This is a genomic window from Neorhizobium sp. S3-V5DH (assembly GCF_004343065.1).
GTDB classification, from domain to species: Bacteria; Pseudomonadota; Alphaproteobacteria; order Rhizobiales; family Rhizobiaceae; genus Neorhizobium; species Neorhizobium huautlense.
Window position 1 is genome coordinate 1 of record NZ_SMCL01000039.1, and the last position, 20,247, is coordinate 20,247.

The window sequence follows — 20,247 nt, forward strand, 5'->3', positions numbered from 1 at the left end:
GACAGACCACGTTTTATCATCAGCTCGAAGCGCAGCACCTCCTGCATCACCGTGGAAGATGAGGCGAAAGCCGAATACCCCATCTCCGGTATGGACATTTGGTAAACTGGAGCGGGCGAAGGGATTCGAACCCTCGACCCCAACCTTGGCAAGGTTGTGCTCTACCCCTGAGCTACACCCGCTCATCAATCCGCCGGTCCGGGGTAGTTCGCTGGACCGTGGGTCGCGGCTCGTTGCCGGCGACGGGCGCTATATGGCCTAGACTTTTTTCAAATGCAACAGGGAAATGACGGTTGGGGTGAAGAAAAATTTCGGATTCGCCGAACTGCCGCTGCCCGGCCCCATTGCCTCGGCTTGGCCAGGCCGGACATTAAGGTTATAATTTGTCGCCCACCAACAGAGCCAGTTCTCGACAAAATGACTGAAACAGCGCCGAAGACCGCCGCGGAATTCTTCCGTTTCCTTGATAGCCTCAACATCCCCCATTCGACCAAAAGCCACCCGCCGGTCTTTACCGTTGCCGAATCCGAGAGCCTGCGAGACGCAATCCCGGGCGGCCACACGAAGAACCTCTTCGTCAAGGACAAGAAGGATCAGTATTTTGTTCTGACCGTTGAGGAGCGTGCGACGGTCGATCTGAAGACGGTTCACAAGGTTATCGGCGCTTCGGGCCGGGTCTCCTTTGGCAGGCCCGAAAAGCTGATGGAATATCTCGGCGTCGTTCCTGGAGCAGTCACCGTATTCGGCGCCTTCAACGATGCGGGTCGAAATGTTACCTTCGTGCTTGATGAGGACTTGATGAAGCACGACGTCATCAATGGTCATCCGCTATCCAATGACGCCACGACGTCGATTGGCCGCGACGACCTTATCCGATTTCTTGAGGCGACTGGCCACACGCCGCTTGTCTTGAAAGTGACGGACTGACATACGATCTTTGCGAGCGACGAGCCCAATAGACAAAGCTTTCCGGGAGAGCATTCATGAGCGGCAGAGACAATCCCTATGGTGCCGGCGCCTATGGCGGCCAAATGACTGCTTCGGCGAATTATGGTGCGGCGCCTGCCGTTCAACCGGCAGCAGATTCTGCCATCAAGGACACCACCACCGCCGGCTTTAGCAAGGATGTCATCGAAGAATCGCGGCGTCAGCCGGTTCTCGTGGACTTCTGGGCGCCTTGGTGCGGCCCCTGCAAGCAGCTCACTCCGGTAATCGAGAAAGTTGTCAATGAAGCCCAGGGCCGGGTCAAGCTCGTCAAGATGAACATCGACGACCACCCGTCGATCCCGGGCCAGCTCGGCATCCAGTCGATTCCCGCCGTCATTGCCTTCGTCGACGGCCGTCCGGTAGACGGTTTTATGGGGGCGGTGCCGGAAAGTCAGGTGCGACAGTTCATCGATCGCATTGCCGGACCTGCCGGCGCGGATCAGGCCGCGGAAATCGAATCCGTGCTTGGCGAAGCTGAAACACTGCTTGCCGAAGGAAATATCCAGGATGCCGCGCAGCTGTACGGCGCGGTCCTCCAGGCCGATCCGGAAAATGCGAAGGCCGCCGGCGGAATGATGCAATGCCTGATCGCCATGGGCGAGACGGCGCGCGCCAGCCAGATGCTCGCCTCCATTCCGGAAGATCTTGCAAAGGATGCGGCCATTCAGGCTGTTGCCAAGAAGCTCGAGCAGATCGAGGAGGCCCGAAAGCTCGGAGATCCCCTTGCTCTCGAACACGATCTGGCGCTGCATCCGGACAATCACGAGGCGCGCATGAAGCTCGCCAAGATTCTGAATGTACAGGGGCAGCGTGAGGAAGCAGCCGAGCATCTGTTGATGATCATGCGCAAGGACCGCAGCTTTGACGACGACGGAGCCCGCCGCCAGCTTCTGCAGTTCTTTGACGTCTGGGGTCCGAAGGATCCGGCCACCATTGCTGCCCGCCGAAAGCTTTCTTCGATTCTATTTTCATAACCGCCGCCGCGCCGGCCTGTTTGGTCTTGCGTTCCAAGGCAACCGCCCCACATAACTTGCGAAAGCAGATGATGGCGACTGCGAGAGTGGTCTGGGAGGTGTCGGACCCATGCATGTGGGAAATGCAAGATATCTGAAGCGGGAGGATTTGCCGGAAGCAGTTCCCGTCTTTCCGCTGACAGGTGCGCTGCTTCTGCCGGGTGGTCAACTGCCGCTCAACATTTTCGAACCGCGTTATCTTGCCATGTTCGATGCGGCGCTCGCCTCGCACCGGCTGATAGGCATTGTCCAGCCTTCGCTGATGGAGAGCGGCGAACCGGTGGAAGGCCCACGGCCCGCGCTGTCAAATGTCGGCTGCATCGGTCGCATCACCTCTTTCGCGGAAACTGGCGATGGCCGCTACATCGCCTCCATCAGCGGCGCTTGCCGCTTCCGGTTGCTGGAGGAGATGGGGCAGGGCCATCCTTATCGTACCTTCAGGATTGCGCCCTTCATGACCGACCTGTCGGTGGAGGACGATGAGGGTTCGGTCAACCGAACTGAGCTCCTGCGGGTCTTTCGCGCCTATCTCGACGCCAACAAGCTGGAAGCGGATTGGGAAAGCATCGAACGCGCCGGCAATCGCACCCTCGTCAATTCGCTGTCGATGATGTCGCCCTTCGGTCCAGCCGAAAAGCAGGCTTTGCTTGAAGCGCCCGATCTGAAGACCCGGGCGGAAACGCTGATCGCGATTACGGAAATCTTTCTGGCGCGGGGCTCCAGCGATTCGGATACCATTCTGCAGTAGGGAAAATCATGGACGAGAAGCTCAGCAAGGTGGACCCCAAACTCCTCGACCTGCTCGTATGCCCGCTGAGCAAGGGCCGCCTCTCGTTCAACCGGGAGACCAACGAGTTGATCTCCGAACGGGTGCGGCTAGCCTATCCGATCCGCGACGGCATCCCCATTATGCTGGTTTCCGAGGCTCGCAAGATCGAGGACTGATACTTCTTTCTCGAGGCGGAAAGTCAGATTGCTTCGCCGGCAAGCAGTCTCGGCCCGCCGTCGCCTGTCTTCCCCGCAGCCTGGTGAATGAAAAAGTTCTTCAGCTGCGGCATCCGGTCGACGATCCCGAGCCCGAAGTCGCGAGCGATTCGGATGGGAGTGATGTCGTTCGAAAACAGCCGGTTCAGGACATCGGTGGTCACGCCCATGCGGAACGTATCGAACCGCCGCCAGGACTGGTAACGCTCCAGTACGTTCAACGCGCCGATATCGAGGCCAAGGCGATCTGCCTCCACCACTGTTTCCGCCAAGGCTGCGACGTCCTTGAAACCCAGGTTGAGCCCCTGACCGGAAATCGGATGAATGCCGTGCGCGGCGTCGCCCGCAAGGGCAAGGCGCGGCGCCACGAATGCGCGCGCAAGCGTCAGGCCGAGCGGGAAGGCACGCCGACCGCCGACGACCCGCAATTCGCCAAGCTTGTGGCCGAAGCGCCGCTGCAGCTCTTCCTCGAAGACAAGATCGTCTGAAGCGACCAGGCGCTCGGCTTCCGCCGATCTTTCCGTCCAGACGAGCGAAGATCGGTTGTTGGTCAAAGGCAGGATCGCGAAGGGGCCGGAGGGAAGGAAATGCTCTTCCGCTACGCCTTCATGCGGCCGCTCATGGGCCACGGTGGTGACGATGCCGGATTGGCCGTAGTCCCAGGTGACGGTTCTGATGCCGGCCATGTCGCGCAGCTTCGAACGAACGCCGTCGCATGCGACAAGCAGTTTTGTCTCGATTGTGGACCCATCGGACAGAGAAACCGTGCAACGCGTGCTTTCGGTCTTGAAGCCGGCGGCGGATAGTCCATGGCGAATCACGATGCCGAGGCGCTCTGAGGCTCCTCGCAGCGCGCGGACCATGGCGACATTCGGCACCATATGAGCGAAGGGGCGGCCTTCCTCCACTTCGCCGTCGAAGGTCAGGAAAACAGGCCGCACCGGATCGGAGGTACGGCTATCGGTGACGATCATTCGGTTGATCGGCTGGGCGTCCGGCGCGATTTCGTTCCAAAGGCCAAAGACTTCGAGCATGCGGGTCGCGGCCGCTATAATGGCGGATGCCCGCTCGTCCTTTTCCCAAACACCGGCTGGCGCGGCCTCGATCACCTCGACATTGAGATGCGGCGCCGCCTGTTTGACGGCGACCGCGGCGGCGAGACCCACATAACCGCCTCCAACAACCAGCATGTCCAGCATCTACCTAAACTCCCGTGAGACTTGAGAATATCACGACCTGCATATAGACCATCCGGCAGCAGCTTCCTATCGCCGGAGACCGTCATAATGTCGCCCCAGATCGAGCCACCGTCCGCTATGGAGCAGCTGATCGAGACACTCGACGTCGAAAAGCTGGAGGAAAACCTCTATCGCGGCGTCAGCCCGGACGCCGGCTGGCAGCGGGTATTTGGCGGTCAGGTGATTGCACAGGCCCTGATGGCGGCGCAGCGGACCGTCGATCTGGACCGGTTTGTGCATTCCCTCCACGCCTATTTCATGCGTCCAGGCGATCCTTCCGTGCCGATCCTTTATCAGGTGGAGCGCATTCGCAACGGGTCAAGCTTCACCACGCGCCGGGTGGTGGCCGTACAGCACGGCAAGGCTATCTTTTCCATGTCGGCATCCTTCCAGATCGAGGAGGGCGGCTACGAGCATCAGATCGACATGCCTTCGGTTACCCAACCGGAAGACCTGATGGGAGAGAAGGAGTTCAAGGCGCTCTTCCTCGATCATGCGCCCGAATCGGTCCGGCGTTACTGGACCCGGGAACGACCGATCGAAATACGCCCCACTTCCCTCGTTCACTACCTGACCAGGGACAAGCTCGATCCCCGCCAGGATATCTGGGTGCGCACTCTCGGCAGCGTCCCGGCGGATCGTCATTATCAGGCCGCGGTGCTTGCCTATCTCTCCGACATGACCCTGCTTGATGCCTCGCTTTATCCGCACGGCATTTCGATTTTCGATCCGTCCCTACAGGCAGCCAGCCTCGATCACGCCATGTGGTTTCACAGGCCGGCGACCTTCGATGACTGGCTACTCTATACGCAGGACAGCCCAAGTGCTTCCGGTGCCCGAGGGATGACCCGCGGCAGCATCTATACCCGTGCCGGGGTTCTGATTGCGTCCGTGGCCCAGGAAGGATTGATTCGGAAAAAGGCAAATGAACAATAGCTGTGCAATTTTTCAAAAATGCACATTATTTGGGCGCCTCTGCGCGGCCCAAATGCACGTTTCTTAGATATTCTTCCCAGAGCCCTTATATTTCAATGTCTTACGCTTCGATTTGAATCTGGCACGGCCCTTGAATGTAACCCACCAGTCGCTGTCGGGATCTGCCGGCGATGAGGAGAGTCGGCCGTATGCCGAATGCAAACAAAGGATGGGAAGCCAGATGAAAATCGTGATGGCCATTATCAAGCCGTTCAAGCTGGATGAGGTGCGCGAAGCCCTCACGGCTGTCGGTATCCAGGGCCTGACCGTCACCGAAGTCAAAGGTTACGGACGTCAGAAGGGACATACCGAGATCTATCGCGGTACCGAATACGCAGTAAGTTTTCTGCCGAAATTGAAGATTGAAATCGCCGTCCCCTCAGACCTCGTCGAAAAGGCCGTGGATGCGATCGCATCGGCTGCAAAGACCGGCCAGATCGGCGATGGCAAGATCTTCGTCTATTCGATCGAGCAGGCCGTGCGCATCCGTACCGGCGAAACCAACACAGAAGCGCTTTAAGCACCGGCTGACAGGGGAGTTTTTAAGCTATGCAATTCAACAAGGTTTCTATTTTCGGACGTTTGGGTGCCGCCGCCGCGGCGTCCTTTGCGCCCGCCATTGCCTTCGCGCAGGATACTGCCGCACCCGCCGCAGCGGCTGCCGCTCCGGCCATGACGGTAGATAAGGGCGACACGACCTGGATGCTGATCTCTTCCATCCTCGTGCTGCTGATGATCGTACCGGGCCTTGCGCTCTTTTATGGCGGTCTCGTGCGCACCAAGAACATGCTGTCGGTGCTGATGCAGGTCATGATGATCGCCGCGGTTGCAATCGTCATCTGGGTTACCTACGGATATTCCCTGGCCTTCACCGATGGCGGTTCACTGAACAGCTTCGTCGGCGGCTTCTCGAAGATGTTCCTCGCCGGTGTCGATACCACGACCCTTTCGGAAAGCTTTACCAAGGGTGCGGCCATCCCGGAACTGGTCTTCGTCTGCTTCCAGATGACGTTCGCGGCAATCACGCCGGCCCTGATCGTCGGCGCCTTCGCCGAGCGCATCAAGTTTTCGGCCGTCATCCTCTTTACGATCCTGTGGCTCACCTTCGTTTACTTCCCGATGGCCCACATGGTTTGGTTCTGGGGCGGCCCGAGCGCCTATGACGGCCCGACCGGCCTCATCTTCGGCTTCGGCGCAATAGACTTCGCTGGCGGTACGGTGGTTCACATCAATGCCGGTATCGCCGGCCTCGTCGGTGCGATCATGGTCGGCAAGCGGACCGGCTTCGGCAAGGACATGATGGCTCCTCACTCCATGACATTGACCATGGTCGGCGCCTCGCTTCTGTGGGTCGGCTGGTTCGGCTTCAACGCCGGTTCGAACCTCGAAGCAAACGCCTACGCCGCTCTTGCAATGATCAACACCTTCGTTGCAACGGCAGCCGCCATCGTTTCCTGGGCGATTGTCGAAACCTTCGCTCGCGGGAAGGCATCCATGCTGGGCGCTGCATCGGGTGCGGTTGCCGGTCTCGTCGTCATCACTCCGGCTGCCGGCTTCGTCGGCCCGATGGGCGCCGTCATCATGGGTCTCGTCGTTTCGCCGATCTGCTACTTCTTCGTATCGACCGTGAAGAACAAGTTCGGTTATGACGACACGGCGGACGTATTCGGGGTGCACGGCATCGGCGGCATCATTGGTGCAATCCTGACGGGTGTGTTCGTCAACCCCGCTCTCGGTGGCGCAGGCATCGTCGATTATTCGACGGCAGACTTCGCAGCCGGTTATGCAGGCACGGCGACCCAGGTCTGGGCCCAGCTCAAGGGTGTCATCGTAACGCTGCTGTGGTCGGGCATCGGTTCGGCCATCCTCTACAAGATCGTCGATCTTGTCGTCGGTCTGCGGGTCAGCGTCGAAGCCGAACGCGAAGGCCTCGATCTCTCGACCCACGGCGAAGCCGCCTATCACTCCTGATATGTATTTGGCGGCGGCAACAGCCGCCGCTCCGATCCCGTCGCAGCGGCCGTTTGGAAGCTGCACTTCGCCCGGACTTCGGTCCGGGCTTTTTTATTCGTGTTTTCAGCGCCCGCGCTCTGGATCGTGGTTAAAGGCGCATTAACTATCGTCAGGCTACTCTGCACTGGAATTGTGCGAATCGGCCGGCAGCATGCCGACTCGCGAAGAGTTGCGTTCAGAAGGCGGCGGACAGACACGATGGGCAGAAGCAGTTCAGCGGCTATGGCAAACCGGTCTCCCCGCCTGGCCCTCACCGCCTTTGTGTGGAGGCAGGCGCTCGCGCTCGTCGGCTTCGGCATTTTCCTCGCCTTGGCGCTTGCCGTTGCGGCGCTTGCCACTTGGAATGTCGCAGACCCCAGCTTCTCCTACGCCACCGACAACGCGCCCACCAATATTCTCGGCTTTGCGGGCGCTGCCTTTGCCGACCTGATGATGCAGTTTCTGGGCCTGGCAAGCATCGTTGCGCTGCTGCCTGTGCTCGCCCTCGCATTGGCGCTCATTTCCGGCCGTAAATATGACCGCGTCCCGGCGAGGCTGGCTGCTTGGGGCGGCGGCGCTTTGCTTGCCTCCGCCACGCTCGGCTGCTTTCCCGCACCGCCCACCTGGCCGATCCCGAACGGCATCGGCGGCGTGATCGGAGACATGATCCTCCGCTTTCCCGCACTTTTCGTGGGAGCCTATCCGACGGGCATGGTGGCGATCGTGCTCGGCTGCATCTTCACGCTTCCCTGTATCTGGCTCATGCTTTTTGCTTCCGGTCTCGTCGGCGAGGCTTTCGAGGAGGATGCGGAAGACGACGACAAGCCCGTTGCGGCGACGAAGGCACCGCCGAAGCGTGAAGAATTCGACGATGAAGACGAAGAGGGCGCTTTTGCCGGCTTTTTGGCCTTCGGCGCGATTGCCCACTACTGGTATATTGCCCAAGCCCGGCTGCGCCGACTTGCGGGGATCAAGCCTCCGGTTCGTGTCGGCTTCGATCAGCCCTATGATTTCAACGAGGACGAGTTCGGCATGTTGAACGAGCCGGTCCGTGCCAAGGCTGCTCCTGCCGCGGCCGGCCGTCGCATGGAGCCGTCGCTCGATGATCCGGCGGAGCGGGCTGTGCCGCCGCGCCGTGTGGTCACAGCTCCGCCAATCTCGGCCCATGAAGACGATGATTACGACGACGACCCGCCGTTCGACATGGATGACATGCCGCCGCGCCCGGCCGGTATTCTGGCCGACGACGATGCACCGTTTGTCTCCTCCCGTGCGTCGCAGGCCAGCCGTGGCCAACCTCGCGTCGTCCCTGCCGCCGCTCCACCGAAGCCAAGCCCCCGCGTCGCCCGCGAAGCCCAGGCGTCGTTCATTTCACCTGATGGTTTCCAGCTTCCCTCCGTGCATCTTCTGAACGAGCCGAAGGCGATCGCGCGCGATGCATCGCTTTCTGCCGACGCGCTGGAGCAGAACGCCCGGCTGCTCGAAGGCGTGTTGGAGGATTTCGGTGTCAAGGGCGAGATCATCCATGTCCGTCCGGGGCCTGTCGTCACGCTTTACGAACTTGAGCCGGCGCCGGGCATCAAGTCGTCCCGCGTCATCGGCCTGGCCGACGACATCGCCCGTTCGATGAGCGCGATTGCCGCGCGTGTTGCCGTCGTGCCCGGTCGCAATGCGATCGGGATCGAGTTGCCGAACCGGACTCGCGAAACGGTGTATCTGCGCGAAATGATCGGCAGCAAGGATTTCGAAGGCAGCAAGGCTAAACTCGCCATGGCTCTCGGCAAGACCATCGGCGGCGAGCCGGTCGTCGCCGACCTTGCCAAGATGCCGCATCTGCTCGTCGCCGGTACTACCGGTTCCGGCAAATCGGTGGCAATCAATACCATGATCCTATCGCTTCTCTATCGCTATACGCCGGAGAAATGCCGCCTGATCATGATTGACCCGAAGATGCTCGAACTGTCGGTCTATGATGGAATTCCGCATCTCCTCTCGCCGGTCGTGACCGATCCGAAGAAGGCGGTCGTGGCGCTCAAGTGGACCGTCCGCGAGATGGAAGAGCGCTACAAGAAGATGTCGAAGATCGGCGTGCGCAATATCGACGGCTTCAACAGCCGCGTCGAGCAGGCGATCGAAAAGGGCGAGGTGCTTACCCGCACCGTGCAGACCGGCTTCGACCGCCAGACGGGCGAGGCCGTCTATGAGACCGAAGAATTCGACCTTCAACCGATGCCTTATATCGTCGTTATCATCGACGAAATGGCCGACCTGATGATGGTCTCCGGCAAGGATATTGAAGGCGCGGTCCAGCGCCTGGCGCAGATGGCGCGTGCGGCTGGCATCCATGTTATCATGGCTACACAGCGCCCCTCCGTGGACGTTATTACCGGCACGATCAAGGCGAACTTCCCCACCCGTATTTCATTCCAGGTCACATCGAAGATCGACAGCCGCACGATCCTGGGCGAGCAGGGCGCTGAACAACTGCTCGGCATGGGCGATATGCTCTACATGGCGGGTGGCGGCCGCATTCAGCGTGTCCATGGTCCCTTCGTGTCGGACACGGAAGTCGAAGACATCGTCGCCTACCTGAAAACGCAAGGGGCGCCCCAATATCTCGATGCGATTACGGCTGATGACGACGAGGATGAAGCCGGCGCAGGCGGTGGTCCGGCAGGCACCGGCAACCTAAGCGATTCAGACGATCCATACGATCAGGCAGTGGCGATCGTCTTGCGTGATGGCAAGGCGTCCACATCCTATATCCAGCGGCGTCTCGGCATTGGCTATAACCGTGCGGCATCGCTCATCGAGCGAATGGAGCAGGAGGGGCTGATCGGACCGGCCAATCATGCCGGCAAGCGCGAGATCCTGGTGCCGACCGAGGGCGATATCCTCGAACGGTAAGGCTTTTGTGATCGCTTGCAACTGCCATCAAGACGCCGCGTTTTAAACCGAGAACCAGGGGAAGGAGAATAGAATGAAGAACGATAAATCCATCCTTTCACACGTCCGTCTCGATTCGATTGGCCGCAGGCAATTTTCGCTCGGGCTGGCGAGCCTGGTGGCTGCGATGTCCTTGCCGAACATGAGCTTCGCGCAGAGCTCGGCTGCGGCTCAGAAGATCGCCGATCACTTTTCCTCGGTCAAAACCATGATGGGCGAATTCGTGCAGTTCGGTCCGCGCGGGGAGCAGACCGGCGGCAAGTTCTTTATCGAACGGCCCGGTAAGCTGCGGTTCAATTTCGAGGATCCATCGCCGATCCGCGTGATTGCCGACGGCAAGAACGTCGTGGTCGGCAACATGAAGCTCAAGACCTGGGACGTCTATCCTCTGTCCAAGACGCCGCTCAGCCTGCTGCTGTCCGACCGCATCGATCTCGGCAACCAGATGGTCCGTGACGTCAAGCAGGAGTCCGACCTGACGACTATCGTGCTTGGCAACAAGACCGTCTTCGGCGATTCGACCATCACAATGATGTTTGATTCCAAGACCTACGATCTCAGGCAGTGGACCATTACCGACGCTCAGAACAAGGACACGTCGGTGATGATCTACAACGTCAGGAACGGGGTGAGCCTCGACGAAAAGGTCTTCACCATCCCCTATGACGAAGTTCGCAAGGGCTGATCGCGTCGAAGTTCGAAAAGTCTGAAGAGCCGGGCCTGCGCACGGCCTTTTTGCTTCTCAACGCAATTAAAATTTCCTAAACCTCGCCGCAACATACGAGGTTTGGCCATGACTTTTTCCATCAGTACCTGGAACATCAACTCCGTACGGCTGCGCATGCCGATCGTCGAGCAGTTCCTCGTCCGCCACAAGCCGGATATCCTCTGCCTGCAGGAAATCAAGTGCCAGGAGCCGGAATTTCCGCTGCAGCCCTTCAAGGACTTAGGCTACCAGCACGTCATCATTCACGGCCAGAAGGGCTATCACGGCGTCGCAATCGTGTCGAAGATCCCGCTTCTGGAAGATCATCGGCAGAACTATTGCGGGGTGGGTGATGCAAGGCACATCTCCGCCATCTTCGAGCGCGGTTCGCGCCGCGTCCGCCTGCATAATTTCTACGTGCCGGCAGGTGGCGACGAGCCCGATCGTACGGTGAACCCGAAGTTCGGCCACAAGCTCGATTTCGTAGAGGAGATGAAGGCTCTCAAGGCTGATCCAATGCCCGGCATATCCTCCGTCCTCGTCGGCGATCTCAATATAGCGCCGCTTGAGCACGATGTCTGGTCGCACAAGCAGATGCTAAGGATCGTCAGCCATACACCGATCGAAACCCAGGGGTTGAACGAGGTCATGGCGCGCGGAGGCTGGCTGGACCTGATGCGCCAGCACGTGCCCGAGAGCGAAAAGCTCTATACGTGGTGGAGCTATCGTTCCAAGGATTGGCGAGTCGCGGACAAGGGGCGTCGGCTGGATCACATATGGTCGTCTCCGGATCTCGGGCCGTTCCTCGATCACATCGAGGTGCTGAAGGAAGCGCGCGGCTGGAACCAGCCGTCCGACCACGTTCCGGTGACGGCGACCTTCAAGTTCTGAACCCTGTCGATTTCAGACAAACCTGTGGCTCATCGCCGCCGCCGCCTTGGCGAGGCTCGCAATATTGTCCCGGATGCGTCTTTCGATCACCCGGCCGACCTCGGGATATTCCTCAAGCAGGCGATGAAACAGCGAACGGCTGATTTTCATCGCCTCGGCGTCCTCGACTGCCACGGCGGTGAATTTCCGCTCCACCATGGTGATCAGCGCCAGTTCCGACAACAGCGTGCCGGGGCCGACCGTCGCCTCCACCTTTGGTTCGCCGTTACGGTCCGTCATCAGCAATTCGAAGCGGCCACGGGCGATGATAAAAGCCGATTCCGCCGGCGATCTTTCTCGGAACAGCTCCTGACCTGCAGCCACCTGTCGCCGCTCGGCCCCAAAGGCCACGAGGCGAAGCTGGTCGTCATTCATATCCTTGAAGAGCGGGACCTGTGAGAGCAGGCGGATATCTTCGGTCAGGGACATTGTTCAAATCACGGTACGATTTTGTAGCCACCGTTTTCGGTGACCAGGATTTCAGCGCTGGAGGGGTCGCGTTCGATCTTCTGGCGTAGACGATAGACGTGGGTTTCCAGCGTGTGGGTCGTGACGCCGGAATTGTAGCCCCAGACTTCTTCCAAGAGCACGTCGCGCGTCACCACCTTCTGGCCGGCGCGGTAGAGATAGCGGATGATGGCCGCTTCCTTTTCCGTGAGCCTGATCTTCTTGCCGTCGTCGGTGGTGAGCAGCTTCTGGCTCGGCTTGAAGATGTAAGGGCCGACCGTGAAGGTTGCGTCCTCGCTCTGCTCGTACTGACGCAGCTGCGCGCGGATACGGGCAAGCAGCACTGCGAAGCGAAAGGGCTTGGTGACGTAGTCGTTTGCACCTGCCTCGAGCCCCAGGATCGTATCCGAATCCGTATCATGGCCGGTCAGCATAATGATCGGCGCCTTAAACCCGTTTTTGCGCAGAAGCTTTACCGCCTCACGGCCGTCCATATCCGGCAGGCCGACATCCATGATCAGGAGATCGATCTGGGCGGTCTTCGCGGTTTGCAGCGCCTTGGCGGCGTTGGCTTCCTGGAGAATCGAGAACTCGTCGTAGAACGACAATTGCTCGACCAGGGTCTCGCGCAGATCGTCGTCGTCATCCACCAGGAGTATGGTACGCGCTGCCATTCTCAAGCCTTTCATCTCTCCGCTCGCCCGTCCTGCTTTCCGGCAGTGGCAGGCGATCGGGATCTTCGATCTAATCCCTACAGCATCGACCCCAAAATCGAAATCGATTTTCGGCAAGTATGATGCTCGGGCCCAATATGTAAGAGCCTCCCTTGCGCGTCCATAGCGACGCGTGGTGTTCCAAGGTGCTATGAATTCAAACGAAATCATATTCAAAGCAAAACCTTGTGAGAGAAATGCACCGTTTTCGCGAAAGAGCGTGCTTGAACCCGAACACTATCACCGTCAGAACCGCGCCGCGGGATCGAAGGCGCGCCATCGTTTCCATGGGAGGCGTCACCGTTCAGGCCGCAATCGGGCGCTCCGGCACGACGGCATTCAAGCGGGAAGGTGACGGCGCAACGCCGATCACGTCGATGCGCGTCCTTTATGGGTTCGTGCGGGGCGAGAGGGTGCGCCTGCCGCCGACCGCCCTGCCCATGCGGCATATCCGCAGCGACATGCTGTGGTGCGATCAGCCGAACCATCCGGCCTATAACAGCCTCGTTAAAGCGCCCTTCCGCCCCAGCCATGAGGAGATGATGCGCGCCGACGGGCTGTACGACATCTGTCTGGTGCTCGACTGGAACATAACGTCGAGGCGCCGCTATCGCGGTTCTGCGATCTTCTTTCATTTGATCAAGCCCGGCTACCAACCGACTGCCGGCTGCATCGCCGTGGGCCTTGCCGATATGAAGCGCCTTATCCGCTTTATGAGAAAGGGCACAGTCGTGCGGGTTCTCTGAACCTCCTGCTGGCAATGGCCGGAGGTCATCATTCCGGTGTTGCTTGACGACTTATTTGAGTGAGCGCGGCTTAACGAACCGCTTCAGGGTGCCGGATCCGGGCGAAATACTTTGCCAGGTCGGTAGAGCGAAATCGAGGACGGCGAGAGCACCGGTTGGATATTTGTCGGCGATTGCCTTCATAGCCTCGGGCCGGCCGCTGCCCGCCAGCATCAGTGCGAGATCCTGCAGTCCCGGATTGTGTCCTACGATTAGCACGGTGCGAAACTCCGGCTCGATCCGTCTCAACTCAGCAAGAATTGTAGTCGCCGAGGCCTCATAAATTGCGGAACAATCGTGACAGATCAGCGGGCGGAGGATTTCGTTTCTGACTAAAGCCCAGGTTTCCCGTGTTCGCCGTGCGTCGGAAACCATAGCCAGACTGGGAATGAGCCCCTCCTGTGCCATAAATCGGCCCATGAGCTGAGCAGCTTTCCGACCTCTCTCGGCCAGCGGTCTTTCGTGATCCGCTATCCCGTCCGGCCAGGCGGATTTAGCATGCCGCAGCAAAAGCAGTCTGCGCGCATCCCTGCCAAGTTCGCTTTCTGATGGGTCAGATTCCACCTCGGGCTCCGGATATTGTCGTTCCGCCAAGGATCATACCGGCGTTTCTTCGCCGGCCATAAAAGAAAATGCCGCCCGGGCAGGGCGGCATTGATCATGTTAACGTCGGATGGACGGACTACTTCCACTCGCGGATGTCGACGAAGTGGCCGGCGATGGCGGCGGCGGCAGCCATGGCCGGCGAGACAAGGTGGGTGCGGCCCTTGTAGCCCTGGCGACCCTCGAAATTGCGGTTCGAAGTGGAGGCGCAACGCTCGCCCGGCTTCAGGCGGTCGTCGTTCATTGCAAGGCACATCGAGCAGCCCGGTTCGCGCCATTCGAAACCGGCATCCTTGAAGATCTTGTCGAGGCCTTCGGCTTCCGCCTGTTCCTTGACGATTCCGGAGCCCGGAACGACCATCGCCGATACGGTGGGAGCGACTTTGCGGCCTTCAACAACCTTGGCGGCGGCGCGCAGGTCTTCGATGCGGCCGTTGGTGCAGGAGCCAATGAATACGCGATCGACGGCGATGTCAGTGATCTTGGTGCCCGGCTTCAGGCCCATATAGTCCAGAGCGCGCCATTTGGAGGTGCGCTTGGTTTCATCCTGAATATCGTCCGGGTTCGGAACGGAACCCTCAACCGAGATCACGTCTTCCGGCGAGGAGCCCCAAGAGACGATCGGCGGCAGGTTGGCGGCGTCGAGCACGACCACCTTGTCGAAATGCGCGCCTTCGTCGGTCTGCAGCGTCTTCCAGTAATCGAGCGCCATGTCCCAGGCCTTACCCTTCGGGGCGCGCGGCTTGTTCTTGATATACTCGAAAGTCTTTTCGTCCGGCGCGATCAGGCCGGCGCGGGCGCCGCCTTCGATCGTCATGTTGCAGACGGTCATGCGGCCTTCCATGGAGAGCGAGCGGATGGCTTCGCCGGCAAATTCGATGACGTGGCCGGTGCCGCCGGCGGTGCCGATCTCGCCGATGATGGCGAGGATGATATCCTTGGCGGTGACGCCCGGAGGCAGCTGGCCGTCGACCCGTACCAGCATGTTCTTTGCCTTCTTCTGCACCAGCGTCTGAGTGGCCAGCACGTGCTCGACTTCGGACGTGCCGATGCCATGCGCCAGCGCACCGAAAGCGCCGTGCGTCGACGTGTGGCTGTCGCCGCAAACGATCGTCATGCCGGGAAGGGTGAAGCCCTGTTCAGGCCCGACAATGTGAACGATGCCCTGGCGGACGTCCTTCTCGGAATAATATTCGACGCCGAAATCCTTGGCATTCTGTGCAAGCGCTTCGACTTGAATGCGGCTTTCTTCGTTCTTGATGCCTTCGTGGCGGTCGGCGGTAGTCGGCACGTTGTGGTCGACAACAGCGAGCGTCTTTTCCGGGGCGCGAACCTTGCGGCCGGCGATCCTCAGGCCTTCGAAGGCCTGCGGGCTCGTCACTTCGTGTACGAGGTGACGGTCTATATAGAGAAGACAGGTGCCATTCTCGTCCTGCGAAACGACGTGGTCGTCCCAGATCTTGTCATAAAGGGTACGGGGTGCGCTCATGGCTGCCATCCATCGGGTATTTTGAAACAGGGAGATATAGTACGGCTTTGTCGCTGCCGGTGCGATGGATCGGTCAGCTAAGTCGGCTGTTCAGAGCGCCGGATACGCGTGCGAAGAACCGTGCCGGCAGGCGCTTGTGGTCCTGCAGCACGATAAACTGGTTCGCGAGGCATCCGAATTTCGATCCCATGGCTGCTGCAATACCAGTTTTCGATGAAATCGGCAACGGAATTGCATCGTCGGAAACCTGTCGCATCACTGTCATAAAGTCTTCGCGGAAACGTGGTTGATCTGAGGCCAGAAACGGAGGGATCTCAAATGTCCGAACCCATGGAAGACCAGCTCAGCCGCATCAAGGACGAGATTGCCGACAGCTTCGACGAAGAGCTGGAAATGCAGATGGAAGAGGACCGGCTGGACGACCTGATCGCCGAGGGCATGTCGGAGCCTCCGGAGCCGACGATCGACCGGAGGATCTATTTCCGCGAACTCTTTCGGCTGCAGCACGAACTCGTCCGGCTGCAGGACTGGGTGCAGTACAAGAAGCTGAAGATGGTGGTGCTGTTCGAGGGCCGCGATTCGGCCGGCAAGGGCGGCGCGATCAAGCGCGTCACCCAGCGCCTCAATCCGCGTGTCTGCCGCGTCGTGGCGCTTCCGGCACCCACAGAGCGTGAACGGCATCAGTGGTATTTCCAGCGCTATGTGCCCCATCTGCCGACGGCCGGCGAAATGGTACTGTTCGACCGCTCCTGGTACAACCGCGCCGGCGTCGAGCGCGTCATGGGATTCTGCACGCCTGACGAACTGGAGGAATTTTTCCGCTCGGTGCCGGAATTCGAGCGGATGCTCGTTCGCTCCGGCATTATCCTCGTCAAATACTGGTTCTCGATCACCGACGAGGAGCAGGAATTCCGCTTCAAGATGCGTATCCACGATCCACTGAAACAATGGAAGCTCTCGCCAATGGATCTCGAAAGCCGGGTTCACTGGGAAGAATACACCAAGGCCAAGGAGGAAATGCTAGACCGCACTCACATCGCGGAGGCGCCGTGGTGGGTGGTGCAGGCGGTCGACAAGAAAAGAGCGCGGCTCAACATGATCGCGCATCTTCTTTCGCAGGTTCCCTACGACACGGTTCCGAAGGAGTCGATCGAGCTTCCCGGCCGCATCCGCAACGCGCATTACATCCGCCATCCGGTGCCGCCGGAAATGTATGTACCGGAGGTCTACTGATCCATGCCGACGGGCGGGGATGGCTTCCTTCACCGCTCCGTGCGCTTGCGCAGCCGGCTTTCGATGCCTCGCAGCGTCAGCGATAGGCCAATCGTCAGCAGCAGGTAGATATAGGTGACGATCGAATAGGTCTCGAAGAAGCGGAAGGAGCCCGCCGCATACACTTTCGCCATCTGGGTGATATCGGCGACACCCAGCACCGAGACGAGCGATGAGTCCTTCACCATCGAGACGAAATCGTTGGAAAGCGGCGGGAAGATCACCCGCATCGCCTGCGGGAAGACGATCAGCCGAAAGCGCTGGAAGCGGCTGAAGCCCAGCGTTTTTGCCGCCTCGATTTGTCCTTCGTTGACCGACTGGAAGCCGGCGCGAAAGATTTCTGCGATGAAGGCCGCATAGCCGATCATCAGCGCTATCACCGCCCGCCAGAGCAGCGAGACATCGCGCACCAGCAGTTCGTCGGCAAAGCCTCGCCCGATAAGCGGTGCCAGCAGCCAGTTGTAGAGTGCAACGAAGGCAGGCGCGCCGACAAACGCGACATAGAACAGCAGGACGAGGATGGGGATGCCGCGGATCAGCTCCACATAGAAGCGGGCGGCCTGTCGTAAAACAACACTGTTCGAAAGCCCCGCGAGCGCAATCGCGAGCCCCAGCATCGTTGCAAGCGCAAAGGCTCCGAGCGTCACGCCGACGGTGATGCCGATTCCTTTGGAAACGACGCCGAACACCTGGGCATAGAGATCATTGACGGCGATGACGACCGCGAGCCCGACGCATAGAGCCCCGAAGGCGACGAACCACCAGGGGAAATCCTCACGCGCTGCGGTCTTTCGGCGCGCTGGCGCCATGCCCTATTGGCCCATCTTATAGTCGAGGAACCATTTCTTGTTCAGCGCGTCGAGCGTGCCGTCGGCCTTGAGCGCCGCGATGGCCGCATTGACTGGCGCGACAAGGTCGGATCCCTTCCTGAAGATGAACCCGAAATCCTCGGTGCCAAGCGGCTCGCCGATGATCTTTAGCGTCCCGCCGGAAGCTTTCACATAACCTTCGCCGGCGGTGCTGTCCGTCAGCACCAGGTCGACGTCACCCGTCTTCAGCGCCTGCACAGTCGCTCCGAAGGTCTCCATAAGCTTGATCCGCGGGTTTTGCTCGTTGCCGTCGAGTATCTCATACACCGCTGTGTAGAAGGGGCTCGTTCCCGGTTGCGCGCCGATCAGCCCCTTTTCCAGAGCGGCAAAGCTCTTGGCATCGGTAAAACGCGCTTCGTCGCCGCGCACCAGCATCAGCTGCTGCGAGCGCATGTAGGGATCGGAAAAGTCGACCTTCTCCTTGCGGTCGTTCTTGATGGTGATGCCGGTCATGCCGATATCGTATTGCCCGTCGGATACAGCCTGGATCATCGCGTCCCAGCTCGTGTTCTGGTACTCGATCTTGAAGTTCAGGCGCGTTGCGATCTCGTTCATCGCATCATATTCCCAGCCGATCGCCTGGCCGCTCTTCGGATCCACGAATTGCAGGGGCGGATAGGCATTTTCCGTCACCACGACCACCTTGCGTCCCTTGAGGTCCGGCAGGCCGGCTGAGACCGCTGCGGGTGCTAGGCTGAGGACGGCAAGACCGGCAATAAGCGTACGGCGTAAGAGCATCGTGGCACTCCTGATTGTGTGGCTCTGATTCCCTCTCATAAAAAGGCCGCCGTTAGCAAGCGGCGGAAGCAGCCATATCTGACACTTGCCGGCAGGGTCGCATCCTCTACATCCCCCTGACCTTATACCCTGCTTCAACGCGGGCGGAATTTTTTGGAGAAGATCCGTTGGTTCAGGAAAAAGAGCTCATTTCGAAGATTGTCTGGAGACTGATGCCGTTTCTCGGGATCCTCTATCTGATCGCCTATATCGACCGTCAAAACGTCAGCTACGCGAAGCTGGAGATGGTCGATGCGCTCGGCATCAGCGAATACGCTTACGGTCTCGGTGCCTCGCTCTTCTTCATCGGCTATTTTATCTTCGAAGTCCCGAGCAATCTCTTTCTCAACCGCTTCGGCGCCAGCCGGTGGTTCGCCCGCATCATGATCACCTGGGGGATCGTTACCATCGCGCTCGCCTATACCCAGAACGCGGTGATGTTCTACATCCTGCGCTTCCTGCTGGGCGTTGCGGAGGCGGGCTTCTTTCCGGGCGTTCTCTTTCTGCTGACGCTCTGGTTCCCGAAGGATTATCGCGGCCGCATGGTCGGCTTGTTCATGATCTTTAGCGCGCTCGCCAATGCAGTTGGCGCTCCGATCGGCGGCATGCTGCTCGACCTTGACGGCCTGCTCGGCCACGCCGGCTGGCAATGGGTGTTTCTGGCAACCGGCGTACCGGCGGTCGTTGCCGGCATCGTCACGTTTTTCTATCTCGATGATACCCCCGAACAGGCCAAATTCCTTTCGGCGGATGAAAAGCGCTGGCTTCATGACCGGCTCGCGCGCGAAAATTCGGGAATGGAGGAACATGCAGACAACGGGTTCAAGGCGCTCGTCAATCCCCGGGTGCTGCTGATGGCGCTTTGCTATGTCGGGTTTCCGCTCGCCGCCTACGGCCTGAGCTATTGGCTGCCGACCATCGTCAAGGGCTTTGGTGTGTCGAACACCGCCAACGGTTTCATCAATATCATCCCCTGGCTCGTGGTTGCGTCGGCGCTTTGGTTCGTGCCGAATGCTGCGGATCGGAGCGAACGTAAGACGCTTTACATCGTCGGTCCTGCCTTTATTGGCGCTACCTGCCTGGCTATGTCGGTACTCGCTACCTCGCCGGTCCTGCAGTTTACCTTCCTTTGCGTCGCCGCTGCAGGCATCTTTGCTGGCCAGCCTGTCTTCTGGAGCCTTCCGTCGCGTTTCCTCAAGGGTGCAGGTGCGGCAGCCGGCATCGCGGCGATTAATTCGGTCGGAAACCTCGGCGGCTTCGTCGCGCAGAACGTGGTGCCGTGGATCAAGGATTCAACGGGCAGCGACATCCTGCCGATGATGTTCCTGGCCGTCTGCCTTGCCACCGCCGGTCTCCTTGTCATCATCGTAAGGCGGATGATGGCGGCCAGACAGGCGGCGACCGCCTGACAGGCCGAGCGAGCAATAAAAAAAGCAACGGTGTTAGGTGTCAATCGCGTTAGCGTGGTGTTCCCGCATTCTTGCGTTGAGGATGATGATCATCTTTCGCATGACGGCGACG

20 protein-coding genes and 1 tRNA gene are annotated in these 20,247 nt (G+C 59.7%); 13 read left to right on the forward strand and 8 right to left on the reverse strand.

Going from position 1 to position 20,247, the window contains the following annotated elements:
- Positions 1-107: 107 nt before the first annotated feature.
- Positions 108-182, reverse strand: a tRNA-Gly gene (locus EDE09_RS27455).
- A 235-nt stretch (positions 183-417) separates the two neighbouring features.
- Here EDE09_RS27455 and EDE09_RS27460 point away from each other — a divergent pair.
- The 4 genes from EDE09_RS27460 (at position 418) to EDE09_RS27475 (ending at position 2,945) form a co-directional block, all read left to right on the forward strand.
- Positions 418-927, forward strand: coding sequence for a prolyl-tRNA synthetase associated domain-containing protein (locus tag EDE09_RS27460; protein ID WP_132413520.1), 510 nt, complete (start codon positions 418-420; stop codon positions 925-927).
- A gap of 56 nt (positions 928-983) precedes the next feature.
- Entirely contained in the window at positions 984-1,961 is a 978-nt protein-coding gene (gene trxA / locus EDE09_RS27465; protein ID WP_132413522.1) for a thioredoxin, read from the forward strand.
- A gap of 109 nt (positions 1,962-2,070) precedes the next feature.
- Positions 2,071-2,748: an LON peptidase substrate-binding domain-containing protein gene (locus tag EDE09_RS27470; RefSeq protein ID WP_105374482.1), complete on the forward strand. Its 678-nt coding sequence runs from the start codon at positions 2,071-2,073 to the stop codon at positions 2,746-2,748.
- Between the two features lie 8 nt (positions 2,749-2,756).
- Entirely contained in the window at positions 2,757-2,945 is a 189-nt protein-coding gene (locus tag EDE09_RS27475; RefSeq protein WP_112803430.1) for a Trm112 family protein, read from the forward strand.
- Positions 2,946-2,968: 23 nt separating this feature from the next.
- On the opposite strand, the gene EDE09_RS27480 is transcribed toward EDE09_RS27475, so the two are convergent.
- Positions 2,969-4,183 (reverse strand): ubiquinone biosynthesis hydroxylase, encoded by a 1,215-nt coding sequence (locus EDE09_RS27480; protein WP_132413524.1) that lies wholly within the window; start codon positions 4,181-4,183, stop codon positions 2,969-2,971.
- A gap of 87 nt (positions 4,184-4,270) precedes the next feature.
- On the opposite strand from EDE09_RS27480, the gene tesB reads away from it, so the two are divergent.
- The 6 genes from tesB to EDE09_RS27510 all read left to right on the forward strand — a co-directional run bounded on the left by tesB (position 4,271) and on the right by EDE09_RS27510 (position 11,732).
- Positions 4,271-5,158, forward strand: a complete 888-nt coding sequence (gene tesB, locus EDE09_RS27485) for an acyl-CoA thioesterase II (RefSeq protein WP_132413526.1) — start codon at positions 4,271-4,273, stop codon at positions 5,156-5,158.
- A gap of 208 nt (positions 5,159-5,366) precedes the next feature.
- Entirely contained in the window at positions 5,367-5,717 is a 351-nt protein-coding gene (locus EDE09_RS27490; protein WP_105374478.1) for a P-II family nitrogen regulator, read from the forward strand.
- Between the two features lie 29 nt (positions 5,718-5,746).
- Positions 5,747-7,168: an ammonium transporter gene (locus EDE09_RS27495; protein ID WP_105374477.1), complete on the forward strand. Its 1,422-nt coding sequence runs from the start codon at positions 5,747-5,749 to the stop codon at positions 7,166-7,168.
- 240 nt (positions 7,169-7,408) lie between these two features.
- The gene (locus tag EDE09_RS27500) at positions 7,409-10,096 is read left to right on the forward strand and encodes a DNA translocase FtsK (RefSeq protein WP_132413528.1); all 2,688 of its coding nucleotides are present in this window, start codon (positions 7,409-7,411) and stop codon (positions 10,094-10,096) included.
- 73 nt (positions 10,097-10,169) lie between these two features.
- Positions 10,170-10,820 (forward strand): outer membrane lipoprotein carrier protein LolA, encoded by a 651-nt coding sequence (locus EDE09_RS27505; RefSeq protein WP_132413530.1) that lies wholly within the window; start codon positions 10,170-10,172, stop codon positions 10,818-10,820.
- A gap of 108 nt (positions 10,821-10,928) precedes the next feature.
- The gene (locus EDE09_RS27510; protein ID WP_132413532.1) at positions 10,929-11,732 is read left to right on the forward strand and encodes an exodeoxyribonuclease III; all 804 of its coding nucleotides are present in this window, start codon (positions 10,929-10,931) and stop codon (positions 11,730-11,732) included.
- Positions 11,733-11,744: 12 nt separating this feature from the next.
- On the opposite strand, the gene EDE09_RS27515 is transcribed toward EDE09_RS27510, so the two are convergent.
- A complete protein-coding gene (locus EDE09_RS27515) occupies positions 11,745-12,200 on the reverse strand; it encodes a cyclic nucleotide-binding domain-containing protein (protein ID WP_112803442.1) in 456 nt (151 codons plus the stop codon).
- A gap of 8 nt (positions 12,201-12,208) precedes the next feature.
- On the reverse strand, positions 12,209-12,892 hold the full coding sequence (locus EDE09_RS27520) for a response regulator transcription factor (protein ID WP_105374472.1): 684 nt from the start codon (positions 12,890-12,892) through the stop codon (positions 12,209-12,211).
- Positions 12,893-13,155: 263 nt separating this feature from the next.
- On the opposite strand from EDE09_RS27520, the gene EDE09_RS27525 reads away from it, so the two are divergent.
- Positions 13,156-13,677, forward strand: a complete 522-nt coding sequence (locus tag EDE09_RS27525; RefSeq protein ID WP_245505257.1) for a L,D-transpeptidase — start codon at positions 13,156-13,158, stop codon at positions 13,675-13,677.
- A gap of 51 nt (positions 13,678-13,728) precedes the next feature.
- Here EDE09_RS27525 and EDE09_RS27530 read toward each other — a convergent pair whose 3' ends face one another.
- Together EDE09_RS27530 and leuC are read right to left on the reverse strand one after the other, a co-directional pair.
- Positions 13,729-14,280, reverse strand: a complete 552-nt coding sequence (locus tag EDE09_RS27530) for a histidine phosphatase family protein (protein ID WP_132413536.1) — start codon at positions 14,278-14,280, stop codon at positions 13,729-13,731.
- A gap of 118 nt (positions 14,281-14,398) precedes the next feature.
- On the reverse strand, positions 14,399-15,808 hold the full coding sequence (gene leuC, locus EDE09_RS27535) for a 3-isopropylmalate dehydratase large subunit (protein ID WP_132413538.1): 1,410 nt from the start codon (positions 15,806-15,808) through the stop codon (positions 14,399-14,401).
- Between the two features lie 318 nt (positions 15,809-16,126).
- Here leuC and ppk2 point away from each other — a divergent pair, with 318 nt between their 5' ends.
- Complete coding sequence (gene ppk2, locus EDE09_RS27545; protein WP_132413540.1) at positions 16,127-17,041, forward strand: polyphosphate kinase 2; 915 nt, start codon at positions 16,127-16,129, stop codon at positions 17,039-17,041.
- Positions 17,042-17,070: 29 nt separating this feature from the next.
- Here ppk2 and EDE09_RS27550 read toward each other — a convergent pair whose 3' ends face one another.
- Both EDE09_RS27550 and EDE09_RS27555 read right to left on the reverse strand, forming a co-directional pair.
- Positions 17,071-17,889, reverse strand: a complete 819-nt coding sequence (locus EDE09_RS27550) for an amino acid ABC transporter permease (RefSeq protein WP_132413542.1) — start codon at positions 17,887-17,889, stop codon at positions 17,071-17,073.
- 3 nt (positions 17,890-17,892) lie between these two features.
- Positions 17,893-18,687 carry a transporter substrate-binding domain-containing protein gene (locus EDE09_RS27555; protein ID WP_132413544.1) on the reverse strand — a complete coding sequence of 265 codons (795 nt, stop codon included), beginning with the start codon at positions 18,685-18,687 and terminating at the stop codon, positions 17,893-17,895.
- Between the two features lie 167 nt (positions 18,688-18,854).
- Here EDE09_RS27555 and EDE09_RS27560 point away from each other — a divergent pair, with 167 nt between their 5' ends.
- Positions 18,855-20,135: an MFS transporter gene (locus tag EDE09_RS27560; protein WP_132413546.1), complete on the forward strand. Its 1,281-nt coding sequence runs from the start codon at positions 18,855-18,857 to the stop codon at positions 20,133-20,135.
- The last annotated feature ends 112 nt before the right edge of the window (positions 20,136-20,247 follow it).